Source organism: Mongoliitalea sp. (assembly GCF_054166905.1).
Map to the genome: position 1 here is coordinate 62,665 of NZ_JBSZCK010000035.1, position 25,929 is coordinate 88,593.

At 39.5% G+C, this 25,929-nt stretch carries 30 protein-coding genes; 14 read left to right on the plus strand and 16 right to left on the minus strand.

Going from position 1 to position 25,929, the window contains the following annotated elements:
* The first annotated feature begins 157 nt into the window (after window positions 1–157).
* The gene (locus ACXIUD_RS13140) at window positions 158–868 is read left to right on the plus strand and encodes a hypothetical protein (RefSeq protein ID WP_458053101.1); all 711 of its coding nucleotides are present in this window, start codon (window positions 158–160) and stop codon (window positions 866–868) included.
* Window positions 869–916: 48 nt separating this feature from the next.
* Here ACXIUD_RS13140 and secG read toward each other — a convergent pair whose 3' ends face one another.
* The 8 genes from secG to fsa form a co-directional block, all read right to left on the minus strand.
* On the minus strand, window positions 917–1,291 hold the full coding sequence (secG, locus tag ACXIUD_RS13145; protein WP_458053102.1) for a preprotein translocase subunit SecG: 375 nt from the start codon (window positions 1,289–1,291) through the stop codon (window positions 917–919).
* Window positions 1,292–1,298: 7 nt separating this feature from the next.
* Window positions 1,299–2,267 carry a hypothetical protein gene (locus ACXIUD_RS13150; protein WP_458053103.1) on the minus strand — a complete coding sequence of 323 codons (969 nt, stop codon included), beginning with the start codon at window positions 2,265–2,267 and terminating at the stop codon, window positions 1,299–1,301.
* Between the two features lie 34 nt (window positions 2,268–2,301).
* Window positions 2,302–2,847 carry an LPS assembly lipoprotein LptE gene (lptE, locus tag ACXIUD_RS13155; protein ID WP_458053104.1) on the minus strand — a complete coding sequence of 182 codons (546 nt, stop codon included), beginning with the start codon at window positions 2,845–2,847 and terminating at the stop codon, window positions 2,302–2,304.
* The gene (locus tag ACXIUD_RS13160) at window positions 2,834–4,123 is read right to left on the minus strand and encodes a sigma-54 interaction domain-containing protein (RefSeq protein WP_458053105.1); all 1,290 of its coding nucleotides are present in this window, start codon (window positions 4,121–4,123) and stop codon (window positions 2,834–2,836) included. The genes lptE and ACXIUD_RS13160 overlap by 14 nt, the downstream gene beginning before the upstream one ends.
* Before the next feature lie 11 nt (window positions 4,124–4,134).
* Window positions 4,135–5,598 carry a tRNA (N6-isopentenyl adenosine(37)-C2)-methylthiotransferase MiaB gene (miaB, locus tag ACXIUD_RS13165; protein WP_458053106.1) on the minus strand — a complete coding sequence of 488 codons (1,464 nt, stop codon included), beginning with the start codon at window positions 5,596–5,598 and terminating at the stop codon, window positions 4,135–4,137.
* Between the two features lie 70 nt (window positions 5,599–5,668).
* Window positions 5,669–6,379, minus strand: coding sequence for a cell division ATP-binding protein FtsE (locus tag ACXIUD_RS13170; RefSeq protein ID WP_458053107.1), 711 nt, complete (start codon window positions 6,377–6,379; stop codon window positions 5,669–5,671).
* Between the two features lies 1 nt (window position 6,380).
* Window positions 6,381–6,584 carry a fructose-6-phosphate aldolase gene (locus ACXIUD_RS13175; RefSeq protein ID WP_458053147.1) on the minus strand — a complete coding sequence of 68 codons (204 nt, stop codon included), beginning with the start codon at window positions 6,582–6,584 and terminating at the stop codon, window positions 6,381–6,383.
* 63 nt (window positions 6,585–6,647) lie between these two features.
* The gene (gene fsa / locus ACXIUD_RS13180) at window positions 6,648–7,307 is read right to left on the minus strand and encodes a fructose-6-phosphate aldolase (RefSeq protein ID WP_458053108.1); all 660 of its coding nucleotides are present in this window, start codon (window positions 7,305–7,307) and stop codon (window positions 6,648–6,650) included.
* A gap of 137 nt (window positions 7,308–7,444) precedes the next feature.
* On the opposite strand from fsa, the gene ACXIUD_RS13185 reads away from it, so the two are divergent.
* From ACXIUD_RS13185 to ACXIUD_RS13210, 6 genes are all read left to right on the plus strand, one after another.
* Entirely contained in the window at window positions 7,445–8,137 is a 693-nt protein-coding gene (locus tag ACXIUD_RS13185; RefSeq protein ID WP_458053109.1) for an aspartate/glutamate racemase family protein, read from the plus strand.
* A gap of 74 nt (window positions 8,138–8,211) precedes the next feature.
* Entirely contained in the window at window positions 8,212–8,685 is a 474-nt protein-coding gene (locus ACXIUD_RS13190) for a hypothetical protein (protein WP_458053110.1), read from the plus strand.
* The gene (locus tag ACXIUD_RS13195) at window positions 8,682–10,091 is read left to right on the plus strand and encodes a CCA tRNA nucleotidyltransferase (RefSeq protein WP_458053111.1); all 1,410 of its coding nucleotides are present in this window, start codon (window positions 8,682–8,684) and stop codon (window positions 10,089–10,091) included. The genes ACXIUD_RS13190 and ACXIUD_RS13195 overlap by 4 nt, the downstream gene beginning before the upstream one ends.
* A 15-nt stretch (window positions 10,092–10,106) precedes the next feature.
* Window positions 10,107–10,817: a tetratricopeptide repeat protein gene (locus ACXIUD_RS13200; protein WP_458053112.1), complete on the plus strand. Its 711-nt coding sequence runs from the start codon at window positions 10,107–10,109 to the stop codon at window positions 10,815–10,817.
* 129 nt (window positions 10,818–10,946) lie between these two features.
* Window positions 10,947–11,933, plus strand: a complete 987-nt coding sequence (locus tag ACXIUD_RS13205; RefSeq protein ID WP_458053113.1) for a sugar phosphate isomerase/epimerase family protein — start codon at window positions 10,947–10,949, stop codon at window positions 11,931–11,933.
* A gap of 11 nt (window positions 11,934–11,944) precedes the next feature.
* Window positions 11,945–12,796 (plus strand): PIG-L deacetylase family protein, encoded by an 852-nt coding sequence (locus tag ACXIUD_RS13210; RefSeq protein WP_458053114.1) that lies wholly within the window; start codon window positions 11,945–11,947, stop codon window positions 12,794–12,796.
* Here the strand turns inward: ACXIUD_RS13210 and proC are convergent.
* Window positions 12,793–13,596, minus strand: coding sequence for a pyrroline-5-carboxylate reductase (gene proC / locus ACXIUD_RS13215; RefSeq protein ID WP_458053115.1), 804 nt, complete (start codon window positions 13,594–13,596; stop codon window positions 12,793–12,795). The genes ACXIUD_RS13210 and proC overlap by 4 nt on opposite strands.
* A gap of 82 nt (window positions 13,597–13,678) precedes the next feature.
* On the opposite strand from proC, the gene ACXIUD_RS13220 reads away from it, so the two are divergent.
* The 4 genes from ACXIUD_RS13220 to rfbB all read left to right on the plus strand — a co-directional run bounded on the left by ACXIUD_RS13220 (window position 13,679) and on the right by rfbB (window position 18,304).
* Window positions 13,679–14,860 (plus strand): 6-bladed beta-propeller, encoded by a 1,182-nt coding sequence (locus ACXIUD_RS13220; RefSeq protein ID WP_458053116.1) that lies wholly within the window; start codon window positions 13,679–13,681, stop codon window positions 14,858–14,860.
* Window positions 14,861–14,944: 84 nt separating this feature from the next.
* On the plus strand, window positions 14,945–16,111 hold the full coding sequence (locus ACXIUD_RS13225; RefSeq protein ID WP_458053117.1) for a glycosyltransferase family 4 protein: 1,167 nt from the start codon (window positions 14,945–14,947) through the stop codon (window positions 16,109–16,111).
* A gap of 74 nt (window positions 16,112–16,185) precedes the next feature.
* Entirely contained in the window at window positions 16,186–17,244 is a 1,059-nt protein-coding gene (locus tag ACXIUD_RS13230) for an NAD-dependent epimerase (protein ID WP_458053118.1), read from the plus strand.
* Between the two features lie 4 nt (window positions 17,245–17,248).
* Window positions 17,249–18,304 (plus strand): dTDP-glucose 4,6-dehydratase, encoded by a 1,056-nt coding sequence (rfbB, locus tag ACXIUD_RS13235; protein WP_458053119.1) that lies wholly within the window; start codon window positions 17,249–17,251, stop codon window positions 18,302–18,304.
* Between the two features lie 27 nt (window positions 18,305–18,331).
* Here the strand turns inward: rfbB and pyrE are convergent, their stop codons facing one another.
* On the minus strand, window positions 18,332–18,982 hold the full coding sequence (pyrE, locus tag ACXIUD_RS13240; protein WP_458053120.1) for an orotate phosphoribosyltransferase: 651 nt from the start codon (window positions 18,980–18,982) through the stop codon (window positions 18,332–18,334).
* A 101-nt stretch (window positions 18,983–19,083) separates the two neighbouring features.
* On the opposite strand from pyrE, the gene ACXIUD_RS13245 reads away from it, so the two are divergent.
* On the plus strand, window positions 19,084–19,755 hold the full coding sequence (locus ACXIUD_RS13245; RefSeq protein WP_458053121.1) for an NUDIX hydrolase: 672 nt from the start codon (window positions 19,084–19,086) through the stop codon (window positions 19,753–19,755).
* Here the strand turns inward: ACXIUD_RS13245 and coaD are convergent, their stop codons facing one another.
* The 4 genes from coaD to ACXIUD_RS13265 are packed head-to-tail and all read right to left on the minus strand — an operon-like array spanning window position 19,756 to window position 22,194.
* Window positions 19,756–20,217: a pantetheine-phosphate adenylyltransferase gene (coaD, locus tag ACXIUD_RS13250; RefSeq protein WP_458053122.1), complete on the minus strand. Its 462-nt coding sequence runs from the start codon at window positions 20,215–20,217 to the stop codon at window positions 19,756–19,758. It abuts the gene before it with no gap.
* A gap of 8 nt (window positions 20,218–20,225) precedes the next feature.
* Window positions 20,226–21,053, minus strand: a complete 828-nt coding sequence (locus ACXIUD_RS13255; protein ID WP_458053123.1) for a DUF3822 family protein — start codon at window positions 21,051–21,053, stop codon at window positions 20,226–20,228.
* 2 nt (window positions 21,054–21,055) lie between these two features.
* Window positions 21,056–21,637, minus strand: a complete 582-nt coding sequence (locus ACXIUD_RS13260; protein ID WP_458053124.1) for a hypothetical protein — start codon at window positions 21,635–21,637, stop codon at window positions 21,056–21,058.
* Window positions 21,638–21,690: 53 nt separating this feature from the next.
* A complete protein-coding gene (locus tag ACXIUD_RS13265; RefSeq protein ID WP_458053125.1) occupies window positions 21,691–22,194 on the minus strand; it encodes an NUDIX domain-containing protein in 504 nt (167 codons plus the stop codon).
* 20 nt (window positions 22,195–22,214) lie between these two features.
* On the opposite strand from ACXIUD_RS13265, the gene ACXIUD_RS13270 reads away from it, so the two are divergent.
* On the plus strand, window positions 22,215–23,651 hold the full coding sequence (locus ACXIUD_RS13270) for an ATP-dependent DNA helicase (RefSeq protein WP_458053126.1): 1,437 nt from the start codon (window positions 22,215–22,217) through the stop codon (window positions 23,649–23,651).
* Between the two features lie 24 nt (window positions 23,652–23,675).
* Window positions 23,676–24,065 carry a DUF1573 domain-containing protein gene (locus ACXIUD_RS13275; RefSeq protein WP_458053127.1) on the plus strand — a complete coding sequence of 130 codons (390 nt, stop codon included), beginning with the start codon at window positions 23,676–23,678 and terminating at the stop codon, window positions 24,063–24,065.
* A 59-nt stretch (window positions 24,066–24,124) separates the two neighbouring features.
* Here the strand turns inward: ACXIUD_RS13275 and ACXIUD_RS13280 are convergent, their stop codons facing one another.
* Both ACXIUD_RS13280 and ACXIUD_RS13285 read right to left on the minus strand, forming a co-directional pair.
* The gene (locus tag ACXIUD_RS13280; protein WP_458053128.1) at window positions 24,125–24,829 is read right to left on the minus strand and encodes an SGNH/GDSL hydrolase family protein; all 705 of its coding nucleotides are present in this window, start codon (window positions 24,827–24,829) and stop codon (window positions 24,125–24,127) included.
* Window positions 24,826–25,869 (minus strand): S66 peptidase family protein, encoded by a 1,044-nt coding sequence (locus ACXIUD_RS13285; RefSeq protein WP_458053129.1) that lies wholly within the window; start codon window positions 25,867–25,869, stop codon window positions 24,826–24,828. Before ACXIUD_RS13285 ends, ACXIUD_RS13280 begins: the two co-directional genes overlap by 4 nt.
* Window positions 25,870–25,929 lie beyond the last annotated feature (60 nt).

The window sequence follows — 25,929 nt, forward strand, 5'->3', positions numbered from 1 at the left end:
CCAATGTATAATTTCTGTTAAAATCTGCCAATACGTCGGTCTTGAAACTCAGCAAAGGACAACAAACTGGGAAAAATTTAAAAATTCCTGTCAATTTTTCTCCGAGCCTTTTTTTAGTTGACATATTTTAGTAAATTTTTCTGACAAAAATGTACCTATGAATAGATTATCTGATAATTGGATTACTGAAGGATGGATAGATTTTGAGTACAAAAAATATATCCTCCTAGCCTACATGAAGTATGTGTCAGGACAGTTTAAAGAAGTAAAGTTGTACCCCCCTTTGGCAGAATTGATCCATCATTATTCTCGTCTTAAAGGCTTTGCTGATAGTAAGGAAATACTCAAAGATGCTTTTCCGAAGCAATTGCAAGGGCCAGATTGGACGAATTTGACGATGAACTATAAGCCTCTGTTGATGGATGATGAATTAATGAAGCAATTGAATGAAATCGTAGATTACTCCTTGCCAAGATTCAAAAAAGCAATCGAAGAAGGGAAGGATATCTATGACTTTTTAGAGTCGGAAATGAAGATTGAAACTATTGGAATCTCCCCACTTTATCAGAGAGAAGGCTATGCCATGTTGACATTGGATGCTTCCAAAGATATTTACATCTATCGATACAAAGTAAGCTTATTTCAACAGGCTACCGACACATTGAAAGGTATAATGATGCAATTAGTGAAAAAAGTCAGAAGGACTTTTGCGCATACATTTGAACAGCTCAAATTAGAATTGGCTCGTTCGTACAAAGACCTGCCAAATCCTGCCACGTACAGAATACATAGCAAGTATCAGATTCCTTTGGACGAGAGTTTCCTTCCAATTACCAAGAGAATCCTCTTGAAGGCCATACAGGAATAAAAAAAGCGGACATTTCTGACCGCTTTTTCAAATAGGTTTATCGAGGTATTAGTCGTTTTCTGTTTCAGTTCCGTTTTCTACTTCTTCAGCTTCAATAGCAGGAGCCGATGGTAAAAGACTGTTGTCACCATCAGTAGAAGGGGAGATAATTTGTCTTCTTGCGTTTTCGATATTTGGTGAACTAAACTGATCACCGGAAGAAGTTGTGTAGAATGCAGAAGATGTTAATGACAACACCAGAATAGCGATTGCCAATACCCAGGTTGATTTTTCAAGGATATTTCCCGTCTTAGTGACCCCCATGATTTGAGAAGCACCACCACCGAAGGCTGCTCCAACACCACCTTTGGAATCCTGTCCAAGGATTACTAGAATCAATAAAACAGCCAAGACAATGATAATGCTGATTAATAAAGTAAACATATGCTAGTTAATTATCTTCCAAGTTTTTTATTTGGTCTGCAAAATAAGTGCTTTTATCTGGAAATTTCACTATGAGTTTTTGATAAATTTCAATTGCCTTTGTTTTTTTATTTTGTTTCGCCAGCAATTTGGCATAGGATTCCGTAATCAAGCGCTCATTTATTTCAGTACTTTTTGCTGATAGGTCGCTTTGTGTATGATTGGCCTCTATTTCTTGGATAGTGGCTAATTTGATTGATTTTTTACTGAAGGCCTTGATGATGTCAATTTGCTCCTTCTTCTTCTCATCCTTGATTTCTTTCTTCTCACGCTTGCGAATGTTCTCTATCAGATCATCATCAGAAGATTTACGTTTTTTTCTAATAGGTTTTTCTGCTTCCTTAGGTTCATCTACAGATATTGTCTCCTCAATGGTAGCTTTCTCTGATGAAACTTCCGTAATTTCTAAAGCTACTGCAGGTTCATCAGCAATTTGTAAATCTTCTTTTTTTTCTAGAAATGGTTTATCATCATCTTCTGGACTAGCAGCTTCTGTAACTGTGGGCTTTTCGGATGGTTTTTTCTCATGGAGCTCTTCGCCCAAGCGTTTTAGGACGCTGATTTTTTGTGCTAGATCAACATCTTTTTTGGGTCTTGGCGTCAACTCGCCTTCGAGATCATCAATAAAGTTCTCATTATTGTTACTTGGCCCCTGCTCTTTTTGTAGTTGTTCAAGAAATAGCTGGTTGAAGCCTGCCCAAGGTTCCTTGCCCTCAATTAAGGTTTTTAACCAAGCTCTATTAGGGCTGGAAATTGCTGCACTAGCAAGAAAATCTTTTTCTTTCCCCCTTGTAATGCTGAGCTCATATTTGGCCAATAAAACCTTTGGGAGCTGAAAATATGGGAAAGCCTGACTGTATTTGACAAGCTCACTGACGTCTTCTTTTTGAAGATCGTTAGCTCTTGACGCGATATCTAACAGTTGTTGTAGGTTCAAAGCTTTGATTTTTGAATTTCCAAGTTAAGAAATTTTACCAATTCGCAACCGAAGCAGTGAATATGTCTTGCAATATACTTTCAAATATTTCTTCAATCAACACACTTTCCACTTGAAGTATGGATGTAGTACGAGGGTCATAGTCTTTGAAGAAAGAGAAAGAGCGTTTAAAACTCTCTTCTTCATCTACTGTATTTTCATACTCTACCTCTACAGCGATAGTAAGACGCATTTGCCCGGCTCTATCTGGTAGATTAGGATCTGTTGTTGTGACTGTTGCTTGTGGCGTAATATTGTAACGGGTAATAGCTCCTGAAAATTGTAAATCTCCATTGTTGCGAACCAGCTCCAAGCGAGTGTTTCGCTGATAGAAATCTTTGAGGGATTCTGTAAATAATTGCTCCATATTCGCTGGCCCACCTCCAGAGTCATTAAAAAAGTTTTCTACAGAAAAGGTCTTTACTTTTTCATAATCAATGTTGACTCCTGAAAAACTATAGTTGATTGCGCAGGAAAATAGGGATAATAATGTTAAACTCGCCATGATGGCAGTAGTCCAAAAGCGCTTATTCAATGTCATATTGCTTGATTTTTCTGTATAGGGTACGTTCTGAGATGCCCAAGTCCTGCGCTGCATATTTGCGTTTATTGTTATGCTTTTGTAGGGCTTTGATGATCATCTCTTTTTCTTTCTTTTCTAGGGAAAGTGAATGATCGTCTTCCTCATGGATGATATCTTCTATAGTATCATCCTCATATGCTTCCAAACTATCATTGGTGTGCTGACTATCCAATACCAACGGAACACTCACAGGGTTATTACTGCTAGAACTTGGAGATTTTTCGAAACTGATAGGAGATTCCAAATCTTCAAAAAGCTCCTGATGCTTGTTGATAATGGTTGGATTTAAACTACCAGATTGAAAGCTTTCCAAAACCAATTTCTTTAGCTCATTCATGTCTCTTTTCATATCAAAAAGCACCTTGTAGAGCAGATCCCGTTCGTTGAAATCACTAGACTCACCCTTATTTCCATTGGCAAAAATTGCTGGAAGCCTATTTTGATTATTTGGAAGGTATCGTTCCAAAGTTTCAGCAGTCACCTCACGGTCTTGTTCGAGTAAGGAAATTTGTTCGGCAATATTTTTCAATTGACGGATATTTCCAGGAAATGAGAAACGCATCAATAGTTTCTTTGCATTCTCATCCAGCGAAATCGGACGTACGTTGTATTTTTCGGAAAAATCAGAAGTGAATTTCCTGAACAAGAGCACCATGTCTTCACCTCGTTCGCGCAGGGGTGGTACGAATATCGGTACGGTATTCAGTCGATAATATAAATCCTCTCGGAACTCTCCTTTTTCTACTGCTTTGATCAGATTGACATTAGTGGCAGCGATTACCCGAACATTGGTTTTCAATACTTTGGAGCTACCAACTTTGATGAATTCTCCATTTTCCAATACCCGGAGCAATCGAGCCTGTGTGCCTAAAGGCATTTCCCCAATTTCATCCAAAAAGATACTGCCTCCATCCGTAACTTCAAAGTATCCTTTTCTAGCTTCATGGGCTCCTGTAAATGAGCCTTTTTCATGTCCAAATAATTCGGAGTCTATCGTCCCTTCTGGGATAGCACCACAGTTTATTGCGATAAACTTTCCATGCTTGCGCAAACTCAGGGAATGAATGATTTTAGAAAAGGATTCTTTCCCCGAACCACTTTCCCCAGTAATCAATACCGTCATATCCGTAGGTGCTGCCTGCATGGCTACTGATATGGCATGGTTAAGCAATGGGCTATTGCCTATGATTCCAAATCGTTGTTTGACACTATGTATTTCAGTGGATGTAAACATAAGTGGTAGGATTAAGCGACTATTTCACCAAAAAGGGTGGCTGCTGAACAATCCTGTATCAATACCTTTGCATAGTCCCCCTTTTTCAGCCTGCCATCATTTGGAATAATGACTACTTTATTGGCAGAATTCCTTCCTTTCAATTGTTCTTCCGATCGCTTGGAAGTACCTTCGATTAAAATTTCCTGGACCTTTCCCAAATCCAGCTTATTTCTTTCTAAGGATAGAGCTGCTTGCTTTTCGATGATTTCAGCAAGTCTACGCTTTTTAACATCCAATGGGATATCGTCTGCATATTTTTTTGCAGCCAATGTCCCTGGTCTTTCGGAATAGAAAAACATGTAGGAGAAATCATACTTTACAATATCCATCAACGTCAGGGTATCTTGATGTTCTTCTTCTGTCTCGGTGCAGAAGCCTGCAATCATATCGGATGAAATGCCACATTCTTCCCCCAAAATCTCACGAATAGCACGCACTCTGTCCAAATACCATTCACGGTCATAGGTTCGGTTCATCATCTCCAATACCCGGGAATTTCCACTCTGAACCGGTAGATGGATGTATTTGCAGATGTTATTGTATTTTTTCATGGTGTACAAAACTTCATCTGTAATATCCTTCGGATGAGAGGTAGAGAAACGAATTCTCAGTAAAGGACTGACCTGAGCCACCATTTCCAATAAATTGGCAAAGTTGATTACAGTAGAAACTTCCTCCTCTTTCTTATTCAATCGTGCTTTGTTGTTCTCTTCTGGAGACCATTTGTAAGAGTCTACATTTTGGCCTAGTAAAGTCACCTCACGATAACCGTTTTCAAATAGTTCTTTGGCTTCCTGTACAATAGAATGAGGGTCTCTGCTTCGCTCTCTACCGCGGGTAAATGGAACGACGCAGAAGGAGCACATATTGTCACAACCTCTCATGATGGAGATAAATGCCGTTACGCCGTTAGAGTTCAACCTTACGGGAGCGATATCGGCATAGGTTTCTTCTCTGGAAAGGAAGGTGTTGACGCCTTTGTTACCTTCTTCGGCGGATGCAACCAAGTTGGGTAAGTCACGGTAAGCATCAGGCCCTACCACCACGTCTACGATTTTCTCCTCTTCCAAGAGCTTGTCCTTCAAGCGCTCAGCCATACAGCCTAAAACCCCGATTGTTAGCTCAGGCTTTTGTTTTTTGACAGCATTGAAATTACTTAATCGCTTACGTACAGTTTGTTCGGCTTTCTCCCGGATGGAACAGGTATTCAAAAAAATGACATCTGCTTGTTCATAGTCCGAAGTGGTGTCAAAGCCATTATCTTTCATGATGGATGCCACGATTTCGGAATCCGAAAAATTCATCTGACAGCCATAGGATTCTATGTAAAGCTTTTTGGATTTACCGGTGTTTTCTTCAGTAGTAGTCTTAAAATCACAGGCCTGCGCCTCATCAGGACTGATGATATCTATATCTTTGATAATGTTTTCCATGAATACTGTATTTGAGCTTGCAAAATTAATAAAAATCGGACAAAATGACAGTTAATGGAGTGAAATAAAATCAGTACGAAGTATTGATAGAAATATCGTCTTTTTTACTGTCCAGTAATTTGCCTTTTTCGCACTTCAATACTCTGTAGGGATATTTTCTCAGGAGGTCGTGATTGTGCGTCGCCATAAGAATGGCAGTTCCTTGTTGATTGATTTCAGTAAAAAGTTGAAAGATTCCCTCTGCTACATCAGGGTCTAAATTACCTGTTGGTTCATCTGCCAATAAAATAGAAGGCTTATTGATTAAGGCTCGTGCAATCACCACTCGCTGCTGCTCTCCACCAGAAAGTTGATGAGGCATTTTAGTGGCAGCATCCGCAAGTCCGACTCGCATCAAGACTTCGATCATGCGGTCTTTCATGGCCGTCTTATCTTTCCAACCTGTAGCTTTCATGACGAAGAATAGGTTGTCAGCTACCGTTCGATCAGGGAATAATTGAAAATCCTGAAATACGATTCCAAGCTTTCTTCTAAGATAAGGAACATCCTTTTTTTTGATGTTGGCAAGTTGAAAACCCACAATTTCTGCCTTGCCCATCTTTAGTTCTAGATCTGCGTATAGCGTTTTCAATAAAGAGCTTTTTCCACTACCAGTTCTTCCAATGAGGAAAACAAATTCATCTTTCTCAATGGTGAATGAAACATTTTGAAGAACTGCATCCAGTCCTTGAAAAATATGTGCTTCCCTTACTTGAATGATGGGCTCAGAATTAAAAATCATGTTACAAGCTAAGTTTTTGGAGTTTTCCGAATGGCATCTCTTTAATTAGCGCTTCCAAGGCTTCCTCTTTGCCTTCAAGGCCAAATTTTTCCATATTTTTCATGGGTCTATCCGCCCTAAAGTAGGCTACCAAGACGAAGTTTTCATCTCTGATTTGTATGTAGTCCGGAATTTTGGCTTTTCCTTTTACCTTGATTATGTACATATCTACTGTCTTCGGGGAATAACAACCGGGAACATGAAAAACGTTCATGTTCCCGATTTTGTTTTATTTACCGGCTGCTTTCGCATGGTCGGCCAAGAACGTGGCTAGACCTGAATCTGTTAAAGGATGTTTTAATAATCCGGTGATGACTTTCAATGGGCATGTGGCTACATCAGCACCGATTTCTGCACATTTGATCAAGTGCATGGTGTGACGGATGGAAGCTGCCAATACTTGAGTGGCATAGCCATAGTTTTGGTAAATTTGGACAATCTGATCGATTAGCTCCAAACCATCATAGGAAATATCATCCAATCTTCCTACAAATGGAGAAACGTAGGTAGCTCCTGCTTTTGCGGCAACTAATGCCTGCCCTGGGCCGAAAATCAATGTACAATTGGTGCGGATACCTTCTGAATGAAATTGTTTGATAGCTTTCACTCCGTCTTTGATCATAGGGATTTTGACCACGATTTTGTCATCGATTTTAGCCAATTCCTTGCCTTCTCTGATCATGCCTTCAAAATCGGTAGCAATAACCTCAGCACTAACATTGTCATCTACAATGTCACAGATAGCTTTGTAATGGGCTTTTACACGCTCATCTCCTGAGATGCCCTCTTTGGCCATCAATGAAGGGTTGGTTGTAACGCCATCCAATACCCCAAGGTCATATGCTTCCCTGATTTCGTCAAGGTTAGCCGTATCAATAAAGAATTTCATGAAAATTGATGTTAGATTAGTGAAGAGACAAAGGTAATTGATTATTCTCAGTCAACCGTGGCTTTTTTAAAAATCACGCTTTTGGTTTGTAATATTTGTCACTAGTTAAATGCAACGGACAGTCGTATTTTTCACCTATGAAAACACTAGGACTTATTGGGGGAACATCTTGGCATTCCACCATTGAATATTACAGGTTGATTCATGAATATGCATCCCAATTTTTGGACCCTTCCCAAAATCCCAATCTGCTGATTTACAGTCAAAATATTCAGTTGATGCGGGAACAGGATATTCCCAAAATCAATAAAACCTATCTGGAGATAGCTCATAAGTTGGAATGTGCCGGAGCTGAGGCTATTCTTATCTGTGCGAATACCCCGCATATGGTCTATAAGTATGTGCAACCAAAAATCACGATTCCGATTTTACATATCGCAGAAGCCATAGGTAGAGAAGCCGCTTCACATGGACTTAAGCGCTTGGGCTTATTAGCCAATAAACCGACCTCCAAGGGTAGTTTTATTCCAGATTACTTACATGAAAAATTCGGAATGGAGACCATAGTTCCTGCCGAGGAAGTGATTACCCAATCCCATCATTATATTTCCACTGAGTTGACCCAAGGAATATTTTCGGTGGAGTCTAAGGCTTTTTACTTGGAGCAGATTCAGTCTTTAGCAGTAGCTGGGGCTGATGGAGTGATTTTGGGATGTACCGAGTTGCCACTATTAATTACCCAAGAAGAAAGCCCTATTCGCTTGATATCTACCACACAGTTGCACGCACAAATGGCAGTAGATTTTATTTTTGGGAAGCTTGAATTGTAGGTCTTTTGATGATTAATGGACAAAAAATGCCGTAGCTTCCGTGGATATCTTCTATTTTTGTCAAAAAAAAGGTTGTGGATATAAAAGAAGTAGTTGCTGTCCTAAAACAAAACGGTAGAGTTTCTATACAGGAAGGAAATGGAAAAGTATTGGAACTCATCAGCATGTCCTCTTGGGATGCTGCCAAGGATGATAATTCGGGTATCTTTTTGTTATTCGAGACATTTCAGATCAGAAGTATTGCCGAGCAGTTTTCTGAGGTATCACTTGACATCGTGGAGTATGCAACCAAACCTACGATTTATCATACCACCGTGAGTCGACTTTTGAAAACTGGGCCACAGCAAGATGGATATGTTAAATTTGCCCTGATCAAAAGTGATGTTTGGAACCGTTTGTTATTTGCATTTGGGCAGCCACTGATAGTACAGTTTGTAAAAGCAGAGAAAGGCGATTTTCAACAAAAGGAGTTTTTCCCTTTACTGAGTCCGAATACGAAAGAAATGTTTTTGGGGCCTGATGGTGATATAAAAATAATCCGTGGATGAATTATCAAGAAGCACTTCAATCCCATGAAATATTTGCGAGGGTAGGAGAGATAGCCGACAAAATGGGCTTGGAGACCTATGTGGTAGGGGGCTATGTGCGTGATTTTATCATGGGCAGACCATGTAAGGATATTGATTTTGTATGCGTTGGTTCTGGTATAGCACTGGCGGAGCAAGTTGCTGGCAGTTATTCCCAACATGTGCCTCTATCTGTTTTTAAGAATTTTGGTACGGCCAATATCCGTTTGGATGATTATGAGATTGAATTTGTAGGCGCTCGAAGGGAGAGTTATCGGGCTGATTCCCGTAAACCATTGGTAGAGGATGGTACGCTTGCTGAGGATCAGGAGCGGAGAGACTTTACCATCAATGCCATGGCCATATCGGTCAACAAAAGTACTTTTGGAGCTTTAATTGACCCTTTTGATGGATTGAAAGATATCCGAAGAAAAATTATTCGTACCCCAACGGATCCCATGATTACTTTTTCGGATGATCCTTTGCGAATGATGCGCGCTATACGTTTTGCTACACAATTGAATTTTGATATCCACCCGGATACTTTTGATGCATTGATGCAGAGTGCTTCCCGCTTACAAATTATATCAGGTGAGCGTATCATTGATGAATTGAATAAGATCATCATGACACCTAAGCCCTCATATGGGTTCAAGTTGCTCTTTGCTGGTAAATTGCTCCATGAGTTTTTTCCTGAAATGGTGGAATTACAGGGGGTGGATTCTGTTGGAGATAAGTCTCACAAAGATAATTTCTACCATACGCTTCAAGTATTGGATAATATTTGCCAGACAACTGATAATCTATGGCTCCGTTGGGCAGCAATCATGCACGATATTGGCAAGCCCGCCACCAAGCGATTCAATGAAAAGGTAGGCTGGACCTTTCATGGTCATGAGGATAAAGGTGCCCGAATGACTCCGGGTATCTTCAGACGAATGAAATTACCTATGGATGAGCGGATGAAATACGTGCAAAAGTTAGTTAAACTACATCTACGTCCTATAGCGTTGGTTTCTGATAAAGTAACCGATTCGGCTGTTCGAAGACTGTTGTTTGATGCAGGTGATGCCATTGATGATTTGATGAAATTGTGTCGGGCTGACGTCACCTCCAAAAACAACAACAAGGTTCAACGCATACTTGCCAACTTCGACAAGGTAGAACAAAAGATCATTGAGGTGGAAGAGAAAGATCAAGTCCGCAATTTTCAGCCACCTGTTTCGGGAGAAGAAATCATGGAGATTTTCAAGATTCCTCCAGGAAGATTGGTAGGTGAATTGAAGGAAGAAATCAAAGAGGCCATCCTAGAAGGACAAATTAACAATAATAAAGTTGCGGCATTGGAACTATTGCATAAATTAGCTGCCCAAAAAGGAATCATTTAATACCAATTAAAACATATGAAGAAGTTACTTGTATCAGCTTTAATGCTGTTACTCAGCAGTACGGTGTTGGTTGCCCAGGAGCAACAAGCAGATACCGAATCCAATAGGAAGAGAAATGAAGCGGATCAGCGTGTGTATCAAATGGCTTTGCGCTACAATGATTTGCCTGTGGCTAGAATGAAGCTATATGAGTTGATCGAGAGAAATCCCACCAATCTACGTTTCCAAGAACTGTTGGCGACCTTATATTTTGATGCCAATCAGTTTACATCTGCCGCAGTTGCAGCCATGGATTTGTTAGAGAAAAATGACAAAAATGTAACAGCCTTGGAAATTGCTGGTTATTCCTTGGAGCAAATTGGTGCATTGGATCGTGCTATGCCATACTTTGAATCTCATTATCTATTGACAGGTACTTTATTTTCCTTGTATAAGACGGCATATATGCAGTATTCTTTGGATAGATATGAAGAAGCCCTGAATTCAGCTAATATGCTTATTCGAGATGCAAAATCCTCAACAGAAATGTTGAACTTTACAAAAGCGGATGAAAGTGTACAGGAAGTAAGCATTAAAGCGGCTGCATTAAACCTCAAGGGATTGGTTTATATGGCTGAAAAAAATGTAGAAGAAGCTCAAGCAGCATTCATGCAGTCTTTGGAGCTGGCTCCTGGTTTTGAAATGGCTCAAATCAACATGAGAGAGTTGAGAAATGCTAATAGATAATTCGTAATAGATTATCTTTTTTTTGCGGCTTCAACCTCAAAAAAAGTAAGTTTATCTAGTAAAAGTCAGTTGAACATAGCGTTCAACTGACTTTTTTGTTTTAAATTCCGCCAAATTAGTATCCCAAACATGCAGATGATCTCACCAACTAACCGAAGGGCGTTCCTGAAGTCCATTGGGCTATTGGGGCTAAGCGCCAGTGTAAGCCCATTATTGTTACAAGCTTGTCAACAATCTACTTCTTCGGAAGTAATGGAAGAACTTTCCAAAGATCCATTCTTCAAAATTTCCCTAGCACAGTGGTCTTTGCACAAAATGCTGTTTGCTGGAGAATTGGACAATTTGAATTTTGCAGCTTTTACCAAAAAAGAATTTGGAATCGATGCAGTGGAGTATGTGAATGCATTTTTTAAAGATAAGGCCAAGGATCTTTCTTATCTCAGCGAGATGAAAAAGAGGGCACAGGATGAAGGTGTGAAAAGCTTACTTATCATGGTCGATGGGGAAGGGTATTTAGGCGATCTAGATGCTAATTCCCGCAATGAAGCCGTCCAAAATCATAAAAAATGGGTGGAAGCTGCACAGTTTTTAGGATGTCATTCCATCCGTGTTAATGCATTTGGAAGAGGTACGGAAGCAGAAGTGGCATCTGCTGCCATAGATGGACTAGGTTCTTTGGCAACCTTTGCCAAGCCATTCGATATCCATGTGATTGTTGAAAATCATGGGAGTTATTCCTCCAATGGTCAATGGTTGGCACATGTAATTCAAGGCGTAGGTATGGATAATTGTGGCACCTTGCCTGATTTTGGTAATTTTTGCATCCGGAGATCCAATGGATCAGAATTGGGAGGTGAATGTATAGAAGAATATGATCGCTACTTGGGTGTTGAGGAAATGATGCCATTCGCCAAAGGAGTAAGTGCTAAAAGCTATGATTTTGATGAAAACGGCAATTGTATAGAAACTGATTTTGAGCGTATGCTTCGGATCGTTAAGGATGCAGGGTATACTGGATACATAGGAATAGAATATGAAGGAAATCAGCTATCAGAGGTAGATGGGATACTAGCCACTCAATCCTTGATCAATCGAGTAGGGGCTTCATTTTTATAAATCGAAGACAAATGCGATTATTGATCAATTTATTAATCATCTCTTTGCTCGTAGTAGCTGGGATCAGCTATGGCACCATTTGGTGGGGAAGGTCCTTGTTACATGATTCGGAAATACCTGTTCAGAAAACCTTATTTGGGAATTCAAGTCCTCAGAAAGTTCTTTTGTTTTTTGCTCATCCAGATGATGAAATTGCAGTGGGAGGCACCTTAAACCTATTAAAAGAAGAAGGCCATGAGTTATACATGGTGTATTTAACCAAAGGTGAAAATGGACCAACTGGTAATTTGGTAACCCAGGAACAGTTGGGCGATACACGAGCTAAGGAAATGGAAAAGGTGGCTACATTTCTCAATGCCAAGTCATTGGAAATTTTCGATTACCCGGATAGTGGTCTGAAGCATTTGCCGGTAGAATTATTTGAACGAGTAGCTCAGGAAATGGTCGAAAAATACAAGCCAGATTATGTCATCACCTATGACTCTTCTGTTGGACTTTACGGTCACCCTGATCATCGAATGGTATCCAAGGGAATGGAAAATTATTATCGATCCAATATCGGAAAGGTAGATTTTTCAGTAAAACAGCTTTTTCAAGTGACGCTTTCACCCAAACAAATCTATGTTGCTTTGCAGTTAGCTCCTGGTTTTCAGCGGAATTATCCCAAAGAAGGAAATGGACTTCCTATACCGGATTTTTCCATCAGGACTACACCATATTTTGGAGCATTGGAAAAAATGATGGAAATGCACGCCACACAGCAAGAGGTATTTAGAGACTTATTGCCTTATAAGGATCAGGTGCCGCGTTATGTGTATTCACGCATTTTTGACCGAGAGTATTTTTATAAGGTACGGGTTTAATTTTTTTCAATCTTCTGGTAGGAAGCCAAAACACCACGGACCATAGCAGCTGAGAACCCTTGGTGCTCCATTTCATTGAGTCCTACGATTGTGCAACCCTTCGGAGTGGTGACTTTGTCAATAGCCTCTTCTGGATGCATATTTTTTTGAATCATCAGCTCAGCTGCTCCTTTGACTGTTTGATTGACAATTTTGGAGGCAGTTTTCGCATCAAACCCTATTTGAATTCCACCCTGAATCATAGCCCTCATAAAGCGTAAAACATAGGCAATACCGCAAGCACCCAAAACAGTGGCTGCTTCCATTAAAGTCTCATCTATGGATATACTGAACCCGATGCTATTGAATAAACCTTTGATGGTCTCCTCAGAAGTAGGGTTGGCATTTCTTCCACAGATACAGGTAACTGATTCTTGAATATCAGCGGCAATATTTGGCATGGCTCGGAATGCAGTGCTAGCAGGGTGTAAAACTGCAAACATTTCGTCTAAAGTGATACCGGTTGCCAAGGAAACAATCAATTGTTTAGAAGGCTCCAACACTGGACGAATGTCTTTCAATATACTGTTGACATTATAGGGCTTTACACCTAAAATAACAATATCAGCTTCTTTGGCTGCCAATACATTGTCGCTATGCACACGGACACCTAGATCTTGTAAGTAGAGAATATTACTTGGATTTCTTTTGGTCACATGTAGCTGTTGCGGCAAAAAGTCGTTTTGAGCTAATAATCCATTGACGATGGAAAGGCCTAGATTACCGCAGCCGATGATGGCAATCGTTTTATCTTGAAGCATAGCATTGGTTGGTTTGAGAAATACATAGGAAAGTTAGGCTTTTTTCTTGGTTTAAAGTTGATAAAATTTTAGTTTTACTGATATGTCAAATAAATATTGGTTATTATCTCGGCTCTTACTCAGCGTATGTTTTCTTCATTTTGGGTGTAAGCAGTCAGTTTCGGATAAGGGGATTACTGTAGATTTGGATACTGCCGTTGAAGTCCCTTTATCAACCTACTTTGAAGAGATATCCTATTTATTTTTGGACTATCCCGAAGGTGAACCCATCGTAAATGCTTATAAATCAGTTTTGACGGATGAATATTTCTTTGTTGAAAGTAGGGAACGGGCAGCAGTTTTTCAATATGATCGCAAAGGTAACTTACTTCGGGTACTCCGGAATTATGGAGAAGGTCCAGAACAGTGGATGTTAATTGATCAGCTTTATGTGAAAAATGATCAGTTGGTCATTCATTGTAATTATTTAAAAAAATATCTTCGATTTTCAATGGAAGGGGAATTGGTAGATCAAGGAAAACTTGCACATCGCTCGAATGATTATTTTGAAGGGGACGGATACGAATTGTATTATTTTCAAAATGGTTTTGAAGATACAGGTTATAAATTTTTAAGAGTGGGGCAGGATGGAACTGAAGATTTTTTCATCAAAGTAAAGAAAGGCTTTGAGAATGCGGTTCCTAGTTCTTCAGTAAGAGGTTTCCAAGATTTTCCTTCAAATAAAAGTATTGTATTGATACCATCCCATTCCAATGAGATGTATAGATTTGATGAGCAGGGGTTTTTGAAAGATTCCTTGTCATTTCATTTTGGAAGGCATCATATCGATGATCAAACGAGGCTTATTTATACTTATCCAGCAGAAGCTGTTTACAAATTCAATGATTACATCAAAGAAACAGGGAATGTAAGGGGTTTATTTGGTACTGTTTGGAATAGATCGGGTGGTTTGGTTTCATTTACAGCTGGTTTTTCTACTAAGTTTGCTTATCTCACTAATCAAGATGAGTTAGTGTCAGTAGTCAACAGTTTTATAAATGACTTAGATGGTTTGAACATTCGATTTCGATTTTGGATTACTTCTTCGGAAGAAATAGGTTTTTTCATGGACTCGAGAGAATTTTTAAAAGCATATTCAGATTCGTTCCTAGGCAAAAAAGTAGAAATCCGCTCTGGTAATGTGCACGATTTTTATCGAAAAAATAAAGAAAAATTGCAGGATGAAGTGTATGTGGCCGTTATTTTAAAGCTGAGAAAGGATTGAGGAAAAGTTGGTTTTATTTTTGCGAGGTAGGGATTTAAACTACATAAAATCCTATCTTTGGGTTTTTGAATTTAAATACGTGGAATGCCTAAGCTGATACGCCTTACGACAGTACCCTTATCATTGAAACTCCTCCTTTCCGGTCAGATGCGTTACATGAAAGATCATGGGTGGGATGTACTCATGGTTAGTGCTGAGGGCAAGGAACTTTCTCAGGTTCTTAAAAAAGAAGAATGCAGACATGAGGTTATCCCTTTTACAAGGAAGATTACGCCTTTTCATGACCTCTACTGTCTGTGGTTATTGTATAAATTATTTAAAAGAGAGAAGCCAGACATTATCCATTCGCATACCCCCAAGGCAGGTTTATTAGCCATGGTAGCAGGTGCTTTAGCAGGAGTGAAAGTACGTATACATACATTGGCGGGTTTGCCACACATGGCCGCCAGTAAAAACAAGAAGGCATTGTTGGAAAGAGCAGAAAAGTGGACATACAAGTACGCCACTGAAATTTGGCCTAATGCACACTCCTTACAAAAAATGATTGTAGATAATGGTTGGGTTCCAGCCAGCAAAGTTAAGGTAATAGGAAATGGTTCTTCCAATGGAATAGATCTGGAAAAGTTTAGCAGAAATGCCTTAGCAGAAAATCACTTGATCGCTGCTACCATGCGTATGACACCTGGAGAAAATGAGTTTATCATTCTTTCCGTCGGAAGACTGGTCAAAGACAAAGGGATTGAGGAATTGGTAGAGGCATTTTTACAGTCACAGATTATCAAGTATTCCAAGTTAGTTTTGCTGGGGGCCTTTGAGCAGGAATTAAACCCGATTTCGGATGAAATCATGCGTAAGATCAATGACCATCCTAAGATTATTCAGATTGATTGGACAGATCATGTACCCCATTACATGGCACTTGCAGATGTATTGGTGCATGCCTCTCACCGGGAAGGCTTTCCCAATGTATTATTGGAGGCGGCTGCCATGCAATTACCAATTTTGTGTTCAGACATCCCGGGAAATATTGATATTATAGAAAATCGTAAAACAGGGCTTGTTTTTCCTGCTAAAGATGTGGACACTTTGAAACAGGGATTGGAGTTTGCCTATGTGAAGCGGGACTACATGCAAGGCTTGGCTGACGAACTGTATAAAGAGGTTATAGAAAAGTATGAGCGAAGAACGATTCAGCAATTGTATTTGAAAGAATATGAGCGATTAGTTCCTTACAATCAACTTGCTGAATAATCTGTTTTTTAAAAGGAAATTACGGGCATTTTCTTTTTATTTGTGAATAGGAATAATTTTATAAGAAAAACTATATGAAATATTTAGTGACCGGTACAGCCGGATTTATTGGTTTTCATGTTGCCAATAAACTTTTAGCGAGAGGTGAAACAGTTGTTGGATTAGATGTGATTAACGACTATTATGACGTCAACCTTAAATTTGCACGATTGGCTTATGCCGGAATTGACAAAGAGGAGGTTTTGGCCAATAAAAGGGCTGTTTCATCGACAAATCCGAACTATACATTTGTGAGGTTGGATTTGGCTGATAAGGAAGGGATGATGAAACTTTTTGAAGAAGAGAAGTTTGATATAGTCATCAATCTTGCAGCACAGGCTGGTGTTCGCTACTCGCTAATCAATCCTGGTGCATACGCAGAGTCAAATATTGTGGGCTTTATCAATATTTTGGAAGGTTGCAGACACCATGATGTGAAGCATTTGGTTTACGCTTCTTCTAGTTCGGTATACGGTGCCAATGAAACCATGCCTTTCTCCACTTCCGACAATGTAGATCACCCGCTGAGTCTCTACGCTGCGTCCAAAAAGTCTAATGAACTAATGGCGCATACATATAGTAACTTATTTAATCTACCAACGACAGGATTAAGATTTTTTACCGTATATGGACCTTGGGGAAGACCGGATATGGCTTTATTTTTATTTATTGAAGCCATCACCAAGGGGCAGCCGATAGATGTGTTTAATCATGGAAAAATGAAGAGGGATTTTACCTTCGTAGATGATATCGTGGAGGGCATTATTCGAGTAGCAGATAGACCTGCGAGAAAAAATGAATCTTGGACCGGTGCAGATCCTGATCCGGGAAGCTCTTATGCACCTTACAAAATCTATAACATCGGAAACTCTCAGCCAGTGGAGTTAATGGATTATATCGGTGCCTTAGAAAAAGCACTGGGTAAAGTAGCGGTAAAGAATATGCTTCCTCTCCAAGCTGGGGATGTACCAGCAACTTTTGCCGATGTCACCGACTTGATGCGTGATACTGGCTACAAGCCAGATACTTCCGTGGAAGAGGGGGTAGCGAAATTTGTTGAGTGGTACAAAGAGTTTTATAAAGTAGAGCTTTAACCCGATGAAGAAAAGTATTCTAATCACTGGAGGCGCTGGATTTATAGGCTGTCATGTGGTACAGTTATTTGTCAGCAAGTATCCTGAATATAAAATTGTCAATCTTGACTGCTTGACCTACGCTGGTAATCTCGAAAATCTCAAATCCATAGAGGACAGTCCAAATTATATATTTGAAAAAGTAGATATCTTGGATGAAGCCGAGCTTAAGCGGGTATTTGAAACGCACGAGATTACAGATGTGATTCATTTAGCTGCGGAATCTCATGTGGATAGATCAATCACAGATCCATTGGCTTTCGTTAAAACCAATATTATCGGAACGGTGAATCTATTGAATGCTGCAAAGGCTTATTGGAAAGATTATGCTACGCATCTGTTCTATCATGTTTCTACGGATGAAGTATACGGTTCCTTAGATCATGGAGGCTTCTTTTTGGAGACTACTCCCTATGATCCTCAGTCTCCTTATTCTGCTTCAAAAGCATCTTCAGACCACTTTGTAAGGGCTTATGCCAATACATACAAATTAAGGACTGTTATCACTAATTGTTCGAATAATTATGGTCCCAATCAGTTTCCTGAGAAATTGATTCCTTTATGCATTCATAATATTCGAAATAACAAACCGCTTCCTGTTTACGGGAAAGGTGAAAACGTCAGAGATTGGTTGTATGTAGTAGATCATGCTCGCGCTATTGATGTAGTTTTCCATCAAGGGAAATCAGGAGAAACTTACAATATTGGTGGGTTTAACGAATGGAAAAATATCGACATCGTACGCTTATTGTGTCAAAAAATGGATGAAAAATTAGGTAGAGCAGCAGGAACATCCGAACAACTCATCACCTTCGTGAAGGACCGTGCAGGCCATGATTTGCGATATGCAATCGATGCTAGCAAGATTCAGTCCGAGTTGGGCTGGGAGCCAAGTTTGCAATTTGAAGAAGGTATCGAAAAAACAATTGATTGGTATCTTAACAACGAGTCCTGGTTAGAGAATGTGACCTCAGGCAATTATCAGAAATATTATGAAGATCATTACGGTGATCGTTCATAAAAAAAGAGACCAATTTGGTCTCTTTTTTTATGGTCTTGGCTGCCAAATGGTTGGGTCTTTTCTCCATTCTACCAAGGAGGCTAAAGTCTCATCATTGATATAATCATTGGCTAGTGCTTGTGGCAACATGGAGGAATAATCGCTTAGACAGATCAAGGGAACCTCTGCTGCTGCGAAGCTTTCCTTGGCTACTTCAAATCCATAAGTAAAGATAGCTACCATCCCCAATACCTCAAATCCAGCATTTCTCAGGTCTTGAACAGCTTTCAGTGAAGAACCTCCTGTAGAGACCAAATCTTCTACAACTACGACTTTTTGACCTGGAGTAACTTTTCCTTCGATCATATTTTCCATCCCATGACCCTTGGGCTTAGATCTTACATACAAAAAGGGTAAATCCAAAGCATCAGCAATCAGTGCACCTTGAGGAATACCCGCTGTGGCCACACCTGCGATGCATTCTGCTGCTGTAAATCGTTCTTTAAGAATTGAGCAAAGGTGATTTTTGATGACTGAGCGAATGGCAGGGTAGGATAGGGATAACCTGTTGTCGCAGTAGATGGGAGATTTCCATCCGGATGCCCAAGTGAATGGTTTTTCTGGCTGAAGTCTAATGGCTTCTATTTCTAGGAGTTTGGAAGCTACTTCGGCAGCAATACTTTTATTGAAAATTTCCATGAACCAAAATTAAGCGATAAATTTTTCTTAGGTATTGTGAGCAGATGATTTTTTTATGCAATTTTGGTTTTATCAAATTTGAACCCAAGCGAACTTACTCTATGAAGATTTTTGTCAATGATAAGCCACTTGATCTGATCAGCCCAGTGGAGTTTCCCACGGATCGCACCTTTGAGTGTATTTTTGAGGCACCGACAGAATTACCACATGCTACGGATTTATCTGATGATGTATTGATTACCAATCCTTCGAAAGATTTTATCATTCGACTCTTATACATCCTTCGAACACGAAAGTTGAAAAATCTCGATTCAGTAACGATAGTTTCCAACAATGTAGAGGAGTTGAAAGCATTTGTAAAAAGCAGGTTTACGGTCATCAAGGCAGCTGGAGGAGTAGTGACAAAAAAGGATAAAGTATTGTTTATTTTTCGCTTAGGGAAATGGGATTTACCGAAAGGGAAATTCGATAAGGGGGAAAGTCCTGAAGCGTGTGCTTTACGGGAGGTAGAGGAGGAATGCGGTGTAAAAGTACGGATAACGAGGAAAATTTGTAAGACCTGGCATACGTATACGCATAACAGAAAGAGTATTTTAAAGAAAACGTATTGGTATGAGATGGACCTGATTTCAGACCTAGGGCTTAAAGCACAGAAAGAGGAGGGTATAGAAGAAGTTCGTTGGCTGAATCATCAGGACGCCAAGACAGCCTTAGTCAATTCATACCCGTCTATGAGGTATCTCTACAAGAAATTTTTGAAAGTTAAAGCTTGATCAGACTTCTAGAGGATAAGGAAGGTATTCATTTACATTAATACCAAACTTGTGTACCTCTCGAATGATCGTAGAAGTAATTGCCGAATATTGTGGAGAGGTAATGAGAAAAACAGTCTCTAAGCCATCTTTCAGTTTGCGATTCATTTGAGAAATGGTGTTTTCATACTCAAAGTCTGTGGTGTTTCTCAATCCACGAAGTAAAAAATCAGCCCCTGTCTTCTTGGCTAAGCTTGAGGTAAGCTCATCATAGACCATCACTTTTACTCGAGGTTCATCAGTATAAACTGACTCAATCTTTTGAACCATAAGGTCGATATCGAAATAACGATTCTTTTTGGATGAATTGTAGCCAATGCCAATGATGATTTCATCAAACATTTTGAGTCCTCTTACGACAATGTCATGATGTCCATTGGTGTATGGGTCAAATGAACCTGGGAAGATGGCTATTTTTTTCATGAGATGAATTAATTGAACAACCATGAAGCCTCGAATAAGCCAGTTTGCTTAAAATCTTCGGCACCAAGGTGATAAATTTGGTTACTTATGGGTTGTGTCAGCTTAATGTTTTTAAAGTAGGCTTCTCCCCATGCATGCGGGAGCTTGTTAAATTCACTTTCAAAAATGGTCAATCGAAAAAGCTTAGGATCAAAATCTAATTTATTGGTTATTCCATACACGTATCTCAGAATCATTTCCTCGTTGCTTGCTTCAAATCGATTAAAGAGGACGAGTTCCTGATCTTTGAAGGCAGCTAGATACATGAAATTGGTTTGTAAACTGACCCATATTTCCTGACTTAGCATATTGAACTTTTCCTTCAGGGCTAAACTTAGGAAGGAGGCACCAGCATGATGAAAGTTTACATCTTGTTTTCCAGCTGATAATTGGTTAACAATATCCTCGGGCAAATTTCCCAGTAACTGTAAGTTATTACTTTCAAGGCTAGTATTGTAATGAACTTGGTTTTTTTCCGGTACATTTCCAACGTACAAAAATGCCTCATTATAAGATGGTTCATGGATAACACCTGGAATTAAAGCTAGATTTTCGCCATGATAAAAAACAGCAAGCGGAAGGTCTTTGGAGAAAATTGGTAGTGAAGTAACAGCTTTCACAGCCGCTTGTAAGTTTTTTTTGATTTCCCACTGCACTCCTAAAATTTGCTTGTTTTTGTCTTTTAAAAACAAGAGATACAGATGATTAAACAAAACAAGCGATAAACTTGATACATCTTGTGTATCAAATTTATCGCTCAATGATTTACCCGAGGTATTTTTTATAGTCGTATGCAAGCTTACTCCCAGTTACCTGAAGTAGAAGAATCTGTTCTAGAACCCACTCTCAATGCTTTTTCCTTATTATTTGCTCTTCTTTTAGGATTGATAGGGTCTGGGTCTCTGATTTCAAATACACCGATTTCACGCTGAGAACGCTCCACCTTGTCAGCAAAGAACTCAAATTCTTTACCTCCTGAACCTGGTACAATATGGACATTGTCAATATTGAAGTTAGGATATCTTCTTTCGTTGAAAAGGGAGTCCATTACATTTACTGAACCCAAGGTATCGAAGAATACAGTAGTTTCTTCTTTACCATAAGCCAATAATTTGGTTTCTTCTCTTCTTTGAACCAACCAAATTTTCCCTTCTTCAATAAACTTTCTCAAATCTTCCCAATTCCCTGCATATTCGCCTTTGGTTGCTATGTATGCTATTTGAGCATCTCGAAGCATTTGAAGTTTTTCGATGATACGAGATTCGGTAGCTGCAATTCTTTTTTCTTCTTGCATTACGTTATCTACACTTTTGTATAGCATGAACCCTAGGCCAAGTGCACCTAAGAGAAATACGATCGATAAAATTTTAGTTAGCGTCATTTGTTGGATTAATTTAATCTATTGAATAAGGTTGATGGTTTGATTTCGAGTTGCTATTTTATGGAATTATTTTCAAAATTAAAATATCCTTTCCACTTTAACACCTCATTCAGGTCATTTATTTCCCAAAATAAGCGGTGTTTTTCTGTTTTTTTTATGAAACGTAAATTTTCGATGTCAAGATAAGCAATTTCCATGATTAGCTGCTTATCATTTTCCAATTCTGGATCTTTTCCAAGTTTTAAAGTCCCCCCAACTTCTTTCACCTCATAATAAAGCTCTACTGCATGCAGAGGTTGATCTAAATACTCGTATACACACAAAAAATTACCTACTTCAATTTCAAGCCCTGTTTCTTCTAGAAACTCCCTTTTTAGGTTTTCTATGGCATTTGTCCCATATTTCATTCCACCACCCGGCACATTCCATAAATACCTTCCTTTAGCCATTCGGTGCTTGATAAGTAAAATCCGATTATCTTTAATCAATACGCCATTGACTCGGGTACGTAGCCTATTCCCAAATTTCTCCACAATTTCCGTTTCCAATTCTATCATATATGCGTAGCTTCGTATCAATGAATTCACAAGATAGGGTATCTGCACCGCTTCCATCCATCCTTCTGAGGAAAAATTTTCCTTTTGAACCCACAGTGGGACAGGTGAGTTTTTTCTCCAAGATGGATGAATTCCTCGCAACAAGGGAGATTCCTGTTCAAGTGTTTGTATTGCGAGGATTTGCAGGTACCGGAAAGACCTCTGTGATTTCAAGTTTGGTCAAGGTATTACCACGCTTCAAAAAAAAATCAATCTTACTTGCCCCTACAGGTAGGGCAGCAAAAGTCATGGCCAATTATTCTGGCCGTTCGGCATTCACTATCCATAAAATCATCTACAAGCCCAAAGGGGAAGCTGGAGATATGGGGCAGGGGTTTGAGTTACAAAAAAACTATAGTCAGGATACGGTTTTTATAGTAGATGAGTCGTCTATGTTGGCAGACGAGGTAAGTTTTGGTCGGAGTTTACTGGCGGATTTGATCAAGTTTGTCTTTCAGGTTCCAAGCAATTTATTGATGTTTGTTGGGGATACTGCCCAGTTACCCCCAGTTGGGTCATTACTCAGTCCTGCATTAGACCCATCCTATTTGCAGCGGTATTTTCGCTTAAAAGTAGAGTCTTTGGAGATGACAGAGGTTATGCGACAGCAATTAGATTCTGGGATTTTATTTAATGCTACCGCACTTAGAAATCAATTGAAACAAGAACATGTACAAATTCAGTTTGTTACCAAAGGCTTCAAAGATTTTTTCAAAATGACCGGAGAGCGATTGGAGGATGGACTTCGCTATGCTTATGATAAGTATGGTGTAGAAAACACAACCATCATCACACGGTCGAACAAAATAGCAGTACAATATAATCAGTATATCAGAAGAGTGATTCATTTTTATGAAGATGAAATTGCTGCTGGAGATTTACTGATGGTGGTCAAAAATAACTATACATATATGGCCAATTCCGAGCGGGTAAATTTTATTGCCAATGGAGATTTTGTGGAAATTGTAAAAATCCGTTCTTTTGAAGAGTTGTATGGCTTGAGATTTGCTACATTAGAATTGAGATTGATAGATTATCCAGATGAACCTTTCTTTGAAGCAAAGGTGATTTTGGATACACTTTACAGTCCTTTGGCATCTATGAGCATAGAGCAGTACAGAAGCTTGTATCAACAGGTCGCAGAGGACTACGCTGATGTGGCTAATAAGGCGGAGCGGATGGAATTGATCAAAAAGGACCCTTATCTTTCGGCTTTACAGGTTAAATTTGCATATGCATTGACATGTCATAAATCACAGGGAGGTCAGTGGGATGCAGTTTTCGTCGATCAGGGATATTTGACGGAAGAAAATATTAATGAAGAATTTATTCGTTGGTTGTATACAGCACTGACGAGAGCAAAAAAAGAAGCGTTTCTGGTGAATTTTCACCCGAAATTTTATGAAATTAGCGTTTAATAATTCAAAACAACTATAGTTAGTATGAAAAAGTATGTTCTATTAATGGTCATGTTTATCGCCGTGTTTGCAGTGCAAGCACAAAGCGATTCTAAGGGTGCAGTTATGACATTCAAAGAAAAATCAATTGACTTTGGAGATATTACGCAAGGCGATAAGGTGGAACATGTGTTTGTATTCGAAAACACCGGAGATACACCATTGGTCATCTCTAACGTGGCTGTATCTTGTGGCTGTACTGCCCCAAGTTGGCCAAGACAACCGGTTGCTCCAGGTGCAACAGCAGAATTAAAAGTAGTATTTAATTCTGCGGGGAAAATGGGTAAGCAAAACTCTGTGGTAAGGATTTATTCCAATGCTTCCGAACCAATCGAAAAAGTTTCCTTGATCTCTAATGTCAAGCCAAAAGCGTAAGATTACGAATAAAATTAATCAAGAAGCCCTAAAACAGTGAATGTTTTAGGGCTTCTTTTTTAAAATTCCATTTGGTTTAGCATTAATTGGCTAAGCTTTTCCGCCCAGCTTTTGTAGACAAGTCCACTCGGATGCAGCTTGTCTGCGACTACCATTTCCTCTAGGCCTCCAATTGATCTATATTCTTCTGTAATATCGATGTAAAAAACACCCAATTCTGCGGCTATGGCTTTTTTGGCAGCGTTGAATTGGTCAATTGCATGCGCATTTTCTTCTAAATCTCTTCCTGAATCTCGCCCAAAAGGAGTGACTCCCCAATCAGGGATGGACAAAATGACCACTCGTTTGGGATTACCTTGAGCGAAGGTTATCGCTTGTTTGATCATCGATGTTAACTCTTCCCTATAATTGTCAACACTTCTTCGGCGGTACTGATTGTTGACACCAATGAGTAAGGTTACCACATCATAAGTGTTGCCTGAGATACCTGCATCTGCAATTCCCTTGGCTAATTCATCTGTGGTCCAGCCTGTTTTAGCGATGATTTGAGATAACTCCACCTCAAGTCCTTGAGCTTGTAATAGAGCGATTGCTTGATTAGGATATCGCTCTTCCTCGGCAACTCCCTCGCCAATGGTGTAACTATCTCCCAGAGCTAGATATTTTATGGGTTCTTTGGGTAAAAGCTCTAAATGATTTGGTTGATTCATGGTATTTTCAAGAAAAGCAAAAGCAATGAAACTTAGTATAATGGATTTAATCATAGATTTTGGAAAATAGAATGTTTCAATTGAAAGGTGCCCGTGTCTGCATTCATCTCTACGGTAGCACCGTGGGGAACAATGAATTGTTTGGGAATATGTCCAATCATGGCACCTTTGTATGCAGGGATTTTTAAAGGAACAATGTAATCTTCCCAAATATCATCCAATGTAAGCGAACCAAATCCACCGCTGGGATTGCAGTCTGTACATTGACCAAAAATGAATCCTTTGATTTTGTTGAGAGTGCCATTGAGCTTCAAAGTACTCATCATCCGGTCAATTTTATAAGGATCTTCACCGATATCTTCAATAAATAAAATTGCATTGGTGAAATCAGGGTAAAAAGGTGTACCGGATAAAGCGGTTAATACAGTTAAATTCCCACCAAGGATGGTCCCTGTGACTATACCTGGGAAAATGGTGCTAACCCTATTGTTTTTAATGATTAAGTCATCACCTTTAACCTGTTCATTTTCAAATGTATGGAGCGATTGATTGATAAAAATGCTTTCAAACTGTTTGACATTGAAATTATTCCAAGAACCTGTGCCGTTTGGGCCATGGAAAGAAATCAAGCCAGCTTGGGTGTAAAGTGCAGCATGCAAGGCAGTAATGTCCGAATAACCCAATAGTGGTTTTGGATTTTTTTGGATCATTGGAAAATCCAATAAGGGTAAAATACGTGCTGCACCAGAACCACCACGAATACAAATGATGGCATCAACAGATGGATTAGCAAACATTCCATTGAGGTCATCTGCCCGCTCTTGATCAGTGCCCGCCAAGTGTCCTCTTCTGTTCATGAGGTGTTGACCCAAGACTACTTGATAACCCAATGCTTCGAATGTTTCTTTGGCAAATTGAAATTGCATACGATCAGCTGTGGCAGCTGAGGGGCTTACGATTCCAATGGTTCCACCTTTGGGAAGGGGTTTTGGCAAACGAATAGATGCATTCTTGGAATTCGGGAATGAAGCGGATAACAATGGAAGACTGAGGACGCTCAATCCAAGAGATTTGATAAAACTTCTTTTGTGCATAAGTAGCTTACTATATATGTCTTCCAAAAGTAAAAAATCCCAGCCAATCAGGCCGGGATT